An 8,925-nucleotide genomic window follows, 5' to 3' on the forward strand; every position below is an offset into this window, starting at 1 on the left:
CCTATTCCTGCGTCAATTCAAGAATATCTTGAAAAAACAGAGGTTAAAAACGATTACCACATGAAAATCCAACTGACGGATATAGGCGTCAAACGCTGTGAAAGTGAGTGTTTACTTGCAAGCGGATTGAAAACATTTTCAACGGGAGGCGGGATAATCGACATGGAAATAAACCGTGCTGCTTTAGAATGGGTTGCTGATTATATATTGCCGTTTGGGAATAACGCCACTGTGTTAGAACCAGTGGAGCTAATAAAAATAATGCAGCAAAAAATACACGAATTACATCAGCATTATTGCAAATCAAATGGCACGAATAACCAGATTGCAAATTGACGAAACTAAAGAAATCATGTACAATAAAGCATTAGAAAAGAACTATGGATTCTATATTTAAATAAAGGAGAAAAGATATGAGTAAAAAGCCTACAGTTTTAATGATCCTGGATGGATACGGTTTGAATGAAAAGACAGAGGGGAATGCAGTGGCTGAGGGAAAAACCCCAGTGATGGACAAGCTGATGGCTGAGTGCCCCTTTGTAAAGGGAAATGCCAGTGGGATGGCAGTAGGGCTTCCGGACGGACAGATGGGAAATTCAGAAGTAGGGCATTTGAATATGGGCGCGGGGCGCATCGTATATCAGGAGCTTACCAGGATTACGAAAGAGATTCAGGATGGGGATTTCTTTAAAAATGAAGCGCTTCTCCATGCAGTAAGGAACGCGAAAGAGAATGGTTCTGCGCTCCATATGTTTGGACTTCTCTCTGACGGTGGTGTGCACAGCCATAATACACATCTTTATGGTTTGCTGGAGCTGGCGAAACGAGAAGGCCTGGAGAAGGTTTATGTACATTGCTTTTTGGACGGGCGCGACACGCCGCCTGCATCCGGCAAGGACTTTGTACAGCAGTTAAGTGATGAGATGAAGAAAATCGGCGTGGGTGAAATTGCTACGGTTATGGGACGTTATTATGCGATGGACCGTGACAACAGATGGGACAGGGTTGAACTGGCGTACAATGCTATGGTAAAGGGGAGCGGACAGACTGCAGAGTGCGGTGTGTGCGCCGTGGAACAGTCTTATAAAGAAGGGACAAATGACGAGTTTGTGCTTCCGACGGTTGTACAGAAAGATGGGGCTCCGGTTGCTGTGATTCAAGATAAAGATTCCGTCATTTTCTTTAATTTCCGTCCGGATCGTGCAAGAGAAATCAGCCGCGCGTTCTGCTGCGATGAGTTTGACGGATTTGCAAGAGAGAAAAAACTGGATTTGACTTATGTATGCTTTACTGAGTATGATGAGACAATCCCGAACAAAGAAGTGGCGTTCCATAAGGTATCTATCACGAATACTTTTGGTGAATTTTTGGCAGCAAATAAAAAGACGCAGGCAAGAATCGCAGAGACCGAGAAATATGCGCATGTGACATTCTTTTTTAACGGCGGCATTGAAGAGCCGAATGAAGGGGAGGACAGGATTCTCGTAAAATCTCCGAAGGTGGCTACTTATGATTTGAAACCGGAGATGAGCGCTTATGAGGTATGCGATAAACTAGTAGAAGCGATTAAATCCTGCAAGTATGATATGATTATCATTAATTTTGCAAATCCGGATATGGTAGGCCATACAGGAATCGAAAACGCTGCTATCAAGGCAGTAGAAGCTGTTGATGAGTGTGTGGGAAAAGCAGTGGAAGCGTTAAAATCCGTAGATGGTCAGATGTTCATCTGCGCAGATCATGGAAATGCAGAGCAGCTTGTGGATTATGGCACAGGCGCGCCGTTTACTGCACACACTACAAATCCGGTGCCATTTATCTTGGTAAATTATGATAGTGCATATACGCTGCGCGAGGGCGGATGCCTGGCAGATATCGCACCGACCCTGATTGAGATGATGGGTATGGAGCAGCCGAAAGAAATGACAGGAAAGTCCCTTCTCCAGAAAAAGTAATTATGATACTGGAGATTGTAAAGCAGGCGGTTCAGATTAAGATGAACTGTAAATCGGAATGTTCTTTGATTTCGGAAGCGGAATACTGCTGTGCATGTGCAAGGGCGTTAAAGGAGACTGGAGCTCCGGATCGTGTCTGGCAGGAGTTCCGGGAGGCATCGAAGGTAGAGCAGGCAAGGGAAAAGCTGACGCCTTATTTTCAGGGAAAACGTGGAGAATATGCGGAAAATCCCACGATGGACAGACTTTTGAAGCTTTTGGTGCAATGCCGGGTAGAGGGCGCGATTACAGATGAGATAAGAAAACTTATGCAATAGCGTGAGACTGAAAAGCGGACTGTTTCAAAAATATATTTGAGACAGTCCGCTTTTCTATTGAATCTGTTCTTCGATTCTTAAAAGCTGGTTGTATTTTGCGGTACGCTCACCGCGGCAGGGGGCTCCTGTTTTAATCTGTCCGGCGCCGACTGCGACTGCAATATCGGAAATCATGGTATCCTCCGTTTCGCCGGAGCGGTGGGAAATGATTGTCCGGTATCCGGCTCTCTGCGCCATTTCGATGGCATCAAAAGCTTCCGTCAGAGTGCCGATTTGGTTTACCTTTACCAAAATGGCATTAGCGGCGCCAAGCTCGATTCCGCGTTTCAGCCGTTCAGTATTTGTAACGAACAAATCATCCCCTACAAGCTGGATGCGGTCGCCCAGTACGTCGGTCAGACGCTGCCAGCCAGCCCAGTCATCTTCGAACAGGCCGTCTTCAATGGAAACAATCGGAAATTTATTTACCAAGTCTTCATAATAGCTTACCATTTCATCTGAGCTTCTGCGGACGCCCTCGCCAGGGAAGTAATATTGCCCGTTTTCTTCCTCATACAGCTCGCTGGCTGCCGCGTCCAGGGCGATGACGATATCATCTTTCATACGGTAGCCGCTGCGTTCTACTGCTTCGCAGATTAATTCCAGGACAGCGGCAGAGTTTGGGAGATTCGGTGCGAATCCGCCTTCGTCACCCACGCCAGTGGATAATCCACGCTCTTTCAGAAGATGCTTTAATGTGTGGTAAATTTCTGCACACATCTGCAGCCGCCCGCGAAAATCCTTTGCGCCCACAGGCATAATCATAAATTCCTGCAAATCTACAGTATTATCCGCATGGCATCCGCCATTTAAGATATTCATCATAGGAACAGGAAGCAGATGTGCATGCATGCCTCCCAGATAGCGGAACAACGGGATTTCCAGGGATTTAGCGGCGGCGTCCGCCACTGCCATGGACACGCCGAGAATAGCATTTGCGCCAAGGGCGGACTTATTTTTTGTGCCGTCGGCACGTGTCAGGCAATCGTCAATTTTCTTCTGCTCCAGGGCATTTTCTCCGATAATGGCGTCTGCCAGGACAGAGTTTACATGATGGACAGCCGTCTCGACGCCTAATCCGCCATAGCGTTTTCCGCCGTCCCGGAGCTCAACAGCCTCGAACTGTCCGGTAGAAGCGCCTGACGGTACGGCTGCCCTGCCGACAATGCCGCTGTCAGTCATAACTTCCACTTCCACGGTAGGGTTTCCCCTGGAATCCAGGATTTCCCGTGCATAAACATCTGCAATTGATACATATTGATGCATAAAAAGATACACCTCCTTTTTGGGATAGTGTGTCCTTTTTCTTTTAAGATATGCTTTTCGGTATTTGGAAAAGATAGGCTTTTATGGCGGAAACTATTTGACAAGCTGCGTCTTCTATGGTAGACTTATTTTGTTTAACATAGGAGGTGTAGGAAGTGGAGACTTTAAGACTGGTACTTCAGATTGTTTTTATACTCATCAGCGTCGGGTTGACAGTAATCGTGCTGATGCAGGAGGGTAAATCCGCAGGACTTGGCAGCATATCGGGTATTTCCGATACTTACTGGGGAAAGAACAAGGGACGTTCCATGGAAGGAGCTCTTGTAAAAGCTACGAAGTTTTTAGCAGTTGGATTTATTGCTTTATCGATTGTATTAAATCTGAATTTCTAGGGATACTAAGACACTCTTGTAGATACTGCAAGAGTGTTTTTTACCTTATAAGACAGATGTGAAAGTGAGAAAATAGATGGAGAAAAATTTATTAGAGAAGCGGAAACAGGTTTTGGAAAATCTGATGAAGGATAAGCAGTATGTGCCTATGAAAATTAAGGAGCTGGCGATTATCCTTCAGATTCCCAGGGAAAATCGCGGCGAGCTTCTGGAAGTTTTGGATGAACTGGTTAAAGACGGAAAAATAGAGCAGAGCAAACGCGGCAAATATAGAATAGCAGAAGAGCATGTACTGACAGGGAAATTTGTGGGAAATGCCAGAGGGTTCGGGTTTGTGGAGACGGAGGATTCTGAAGAGGATATTTTTATTTCGGAAGCAAATCAGGGCAACGCGCTTCACGGCGATATAGTGCAGGTTTCTCTGTTAAGAGGGAAAACCGGGAAACGCCGGGAAGGCGTTATCGTTAAAGTATTGTCTCACGAGGTTACGGAAGTCATAGGAACTTACCAGGAAAGCAGGAATTTCGGCTTTGTCGTTCCTGACAATAAAAAGTTTACGAAAGATATTTTTATTCCGGCAGAGCATTCTAAAGGCGCGGTAAACGGGCATAAGGTTGTAGTGGAGATTACAGACTATGGCAGCGAGTCCAGGAAGCCGGAGGGCAGGATACGGGAGATTATAGGACACCTGAATGACCCGGGTACAGATGTTCTGTCCGTGGTATATTCTCATGGACTCCCGATGGAATTTCCGGAAAAGGTGCTGAACCAGGCAGAACGCGTGAGCTGTGAGGTAAGCGAGGCAGATTGTGCCGGGCGGCTGGATATCAGAAATTGGCAGATGGTAACGATTGACGGAGAGGATGCGAAAGATTTAGATGACGCGGTATCGCTTACAATGGAAGGCGATATTTACCATTTGGGCGTGCATATTGCGGACGTTTCGAATTATGTGCAGGAGAACAGTGCGCTTGACAGGGAAGCACAGAAACGGGGAACGAGTGTGTATCTGGTAGACCGTGTGATTCCCATGCTTCCTCATCGGCTGTCAAACGGAATCTGTTCCTTGAATCAGGGCCGGGACAGGCTGGCGCTTAGCTGTCTCATGGATGTAGACAGACAGGGAAATGTCGTAGGGCATCGGATTGCAGAAACAGTTATCTGCGTAGATCGCAGGATGAGCTATACCAGTGTGAAAAAGATTCTGGAAGGCGATGCAAAAGAGCAGGAAGAGTACCGGGAGCTGGTGCCGATGTTCAGGATGATGGAAGAACTGGCGGGACTTCTGCGGGCAAAGAGGAAAAAGCGGGGGTCTATTGACTTTGACTTTCCGGAGTCGAAAATTATCCTGGATGAGCAGGGGCATCCTACAGAGATTAAGCCATACGACAGGAATGCGGCGACAAAGATTATTGAGGATTTTATGTTGCTGGCAAATGAGACAGTGGCGCAGGATTTCTTCTGGCAGGAGATACCGTTTGTATACCGGACACACGATAACCCTGACCCGGAGAAAATTCAGCAGCTTGCAATGTTTATCAACAATTTTGGATACTTCATCAAAAATACCAGAGATGAGATTCACCCGAAAGAACTGCAGAAACTTTTGACAAAGATAGAAGATACGCCCGAGGAGGCGCTCATCAGCCGTCTGACGCTGCGTTCCATGCGGCGGGCACAGTATACGGTGGAATGTACCGGGCATTTTGGGTTGGCGGCAAAGTATTACTGCCACTTTACATCTCCCATCCGCAGATATCCGGACTTGCAGATTCACCGGATTATCAAAGATACGCTGAGAGGGAGGATGGATGAAAAACGGGCGGCTCATTATAGCGAAATATTGCCGGAAGCAGCGGCACATTCCAGCCAGACAGAGCGCCGCGCGGACGAGGCAGAGCGTGAAGTGGAGAAAATGAAAAAGGCAGAGTATATGGAACAGTTTGCAGGCAAAGTATTCGAGGGAGTAATCTGCAGCATTACGAACTGGGGCTTTTATGTAGAGCTGCCGAATACCATCGAGGGCATGGTTCATGTGACAAGTCTGTATGACGACCGCTATTACTATAGGGAAGAAACCTATGATATGGCAGGCGCAGACACCGGAAAAGTATATAAACTGGGACAGAAAGTGAAAGTCCGCGTTCTGGGCGCAGATAAGGAATCCGGGACTGTTGATTTTGAAATCGCGGAGGAAGGAGAGGAATAAGTGGGAAGCCAGTCAGTGAAACTAATTGCAAATAATAAGAAGGCGTATCATGACTACTTTATAGAGGGAACTTATGAGACAGGGATTGCCCTTCATGGAACAGAAGTAAAGTCTCTGCGCATGGGAAAATGCAGTATTAAGGAGTCCTTTATCCGGGTAGAGAATGGGGAAGTCTTTGTGTACGGGATGCATATCAGTCCTTATGAAAAAGGAAATATTTTCAACAAAGACCCGCTCAGGGTGAAAAAGCTTCTGATGCATCGATATGAAATCAATAAGATTACCGGAAAGATGGCAGAAAAAGGGTATACGCTGGTGCCGCTTAAAGTTTACTTTAAAGGAAGTCTTGTAAAAGTGGAAATCGGAATCGCAAAAGGAAAGAAACTTCATGATAAGCGCCAGGATATCGCAAAGCGCGACCAGAGGCGTGAGGCAGAGAAGGAGTTCAAGGTGAAAAATCTTTAATTCATTCTGAAAAAATTCTGAAAAAAGTGTAAGATTGCTCTTGACACAGAGGGAGAAATATGATTAGATGAGAAATATCTGAACGGATTTACCGTTAAGCAGAACGTCTGCCGACAGTACACGATAAAGGGGTTGTACTGGTTTCGACGGGGGTTTTGAAGTCAGGGAAGCCATCTGCGGGCCGGGACCGCACAGTAAACCGGAAACTAAATATAAACGCAGACGAAAATTTAGCGTACGCAGCCTAAGGGCTGCTGTCGACCTTGGGTTACTCACAGCCTGAGCCATCGGCATCAAATGATGTGAGGCACTTCGTTCCTAAAGCTTTGAGGGTACGGAAGAATTGATGAAGCTACTGAAATCTGAAGCTTGTCATTAGGCGTCAGATAGAGGGAATGTCAAAATAATGACTGTGATGGGAGATGCCTTGATGGATGGGCTTTCGGACAGGGGTTCGATTCCCCTCAGCTCCACTTAAACGCATTAAGTCGAACCCTGCATATGAAATTGTCATATACAGGAATATGTTCTGCTTAGTGTATTGGCGAAAATAAAGACAGCATAGGTTGTCTACAGTCTGAAACAAACATGACCCACGATACTCTGTATCGTGGGTCATGTTTGTTCTTAACGACTTATGCTGAAAAATCATAATCTGTATTTGTGCCGATAATGTCAATAATATTCAGACTGTTGTCTGTCGTGCTGTCTGCATTGGAATTTCTGTTTCTCAAACGCTCATTCCTAACCCGGTTTCCCGATTCCAATAATTCTTTCGTCTTATAATCGAAATCAAATAAATCAGATAAACCGTTCGTGTGTTTCTTTTTGCGTTCGTTCTGAAATCTCTTGAACCAATTCACTACAGCATCATGTGTATGTCTGCCTGTCCGTTCGTCCTCACGTTTTAAAAACTCCAAGAACTTAGCATTTAAGTGTTTTTCCTCTGAAAGAATCTGATTACAGATTTCAGTAATAGAAGCGGCTTTTTCAAACATTTCCTCTGCTTCTCTTTTTGTATTTTCTGCATTTTCTTCCATTCTCTGTACTTTCATTTCTTTAATCAAAAGGTCATATTCTTTACTCTGTAAAGTTGCCCTGTCATTCTCAAGTGCGGTCTGTTGCGTAGATAAAGATTCACGCTCTTTTTCAAATCTTCTTTCCATTTCTTCCTCTCTGGCTTTTTCCTGCTCTTTCATTTCACGGATATTTTTCTCAAGAATATCTAAATCCTCTTCTCTGATTCTCATTCTAATCATCTCCATTCTAAGTTGAATTTCTTTGTTACTAAGTCGCTTTAACATATCGGGAGTAAGCCCCTGCTGATGGAACTTTCCGTCTTTATCGTAATAACATGCCAGAACTTCTTCAATCGGCTTGTTTTCTAATTCAATGTCATAGCCTTTATCCAGTAATTTTTTACGGAATTTATTATGTAACCCGGCTAATTGTTTTGGGTTATGAAAAAATTTCGTTTGTGAAATCGTGCATTTCAATTTTCCGTTTTTTTCTGATTCGTGGCAAGGGACAAAGCAAACATGAATATGTGGGTTTGTTTCGTCCTTATGGATGGAAAAACCAGTGATATTGTCTGTCCCAAATTCTTTTTCAAGAATCCCAATTAAATCCCACATCCATGTATTTTCATGTCCTGTAATTGAATCGTTACCCATTTGCAGAACAAGCGGACGGACAATCACTGTATCATTTTTTCCTTTTGTGGAAATCCTTGCCCCATGCTCTTTTGCGTATTCAATACGTCTGTTAATTGCATTTTCCATATCTTTAGAGCGGCTTGTTCTCTGCCATTCTCCGTTAGAATCTTTATAATAAGATTCGTTTTCTAATGTGAGGTCAGAATTTATATCAGGGTTACTATGCTGTACCTCACAGCTATTCATTTTGTCCGCACTCCTGTCAATATGCCGGATATATCCGGCAATCCCCATGTTTCCAGATTTACTTGTTTTTGTGCTTGTGTATTTGCCGGAATAATGAATTTTTACACTGGCGTCAAATGATAAATAACCAATTTTAACCACCTCATTTCTTATTATCATACCTTAATGATAATCGAAAAACTTCAGAATACAATGCCTTGTCAAGTGTTTTTTTGATTTTTTTCTGTATTTTTTTGTCCGGTTATTTTCTGGCTTTTGCCAAGTTGTGCTGTCTATGGCGGTAGGTTATTTCTTTCCCGAAAAGGTATCTCGTTCCGTTCGCTGTAGCAAAATACATCGAAATAAATTTCGATAATTTTGCAAGGAGTTGCACTCCCTTGA

8 protein-coding genes and 1 other RNA gene are annotated in these 8,925 nt (G+C 44.4%); 7 read left to right on the top strand and 2 right to left on the bottom strand.

Features of this window, described 5'->3' with window-relative positions:
• From NFR99_RS13740 to NFR99_RS13750, 3 genes are all read left to right on the top strand, one after another.
• On the top strand, positions 1-336 hold a 336-nt coding region (locus tag NFR99_RS13740), incomplete at its 5' end, for a WCX domain-containing protein (protein WP_251353935.1).
• 77 nt (positions 337-413) lie between these two features.
• Entirely contained in the window at positions 414-1,955 is a 1,542-nt protein-coding gene (gpmI, locus tag NFR99_RS13745; protein ID WP_135976447.1) for a 2,3-bisphosphoglycerate-independent phosphoglycerate mutase, read from the top strand.
• Positions 1,956-1,957: 2 nt separating this feature from the next.
• A complete protein-coding gene (locus NFR99_RS13750; RefSeq protein ID WP_251353936.1) occupies positions 1,958-2,272 on the top strand; it encodes a DUF3837 family protein in 315 nt (104 codons plus the stop codon).
• Positions 2,273-2,326: 54 nt separating this feature from the next.
• Here NFR99_RS13750 and eno read toward each other — a convergent pair whose 3' ends face one another.
• Positions 2,327-3,577, bottom strand: a complete 1,251-nt coding sequence (gene eno / locus NFR99_RS13755; RefSeq protein ID WP_120486236.1) for a phosphopyruvate hydratase — start codon at positions 3,575-3,577, stop codon at positions 2,327-2,329.
• Positions 3,578-3,732: 155 nt separating this feature from the next.
• On the opposite strand from eno, the gene secG reads away from it, so the two are divergent.
• From secG to ssrA, 4 genes are all read left to right on the top strand, one after another.
• Entirely contained in the window at positions 3,733-3,969 is a 237-nt protein-coding gene (gene secG, locus NFR99_RS13760; protein WP_120486237.1) for a preprotein translocase subunit SecG, read from the top strand.
• A 76-nt stretch (positions 3,970-4,045) separates the two neighbouring features.
• The gene (rnr, locus tag NFR99_RS13765; protein ID WP_135976445.1) at positions 4,046-6,178 is read left to right on the top strand and encodes a ribonuclease R; all 2,133 of its coding nucleotides are present in this window, start codon (positions 4,046-4,048) and stop codon (positions 6,176-6,178) included.
• Entirely contained in the window at positions 6,179-6,643 is a 465-nt protein-coding gene (smpB, locus tag NFR99_RS13770) for an SsrA-binding protein SmpB (RefSeq protein ID WP_120486239.1), read from the top strand.
• Positions 6,644-6,771: 128 nt separating this feature from the next.
• Positions 6,772-7,119: a transfer-messenger RNA gene (gene ssrA, locus NFR99_RS13775) on the top strand.
• 159 nt (positions 7,120-7,278) lie between these two features.
• Here the strand turns inward: ssrA and NFR99_RS13780 are convergent.
• The gene (locus NFR99_RS13780) at positions 7,279-8,703 is read right to left on the bottom strand and encodes a plasmid recombination protein (protein WP_330642215.1); all 1,425 of its coding nucleotides are present in this window, start codon (positions 8,701-8,703) and stop codon (positions 7,279-7,281) included.
• Positions 8,704-8,925 lie beyond the last annotated feature (222 nt).

Source organism: Hominisplanchenecus murintestinalis (genome assembly GCF_943193015.1).
Classification (GTDB): domain Bacteria; phylum Bacillota; class Clostridia; order Lachnospirales; family Lachnospiraceae; genus Hominisplanchenecus_A; species Hominisplanchenecus_A murintestinalis.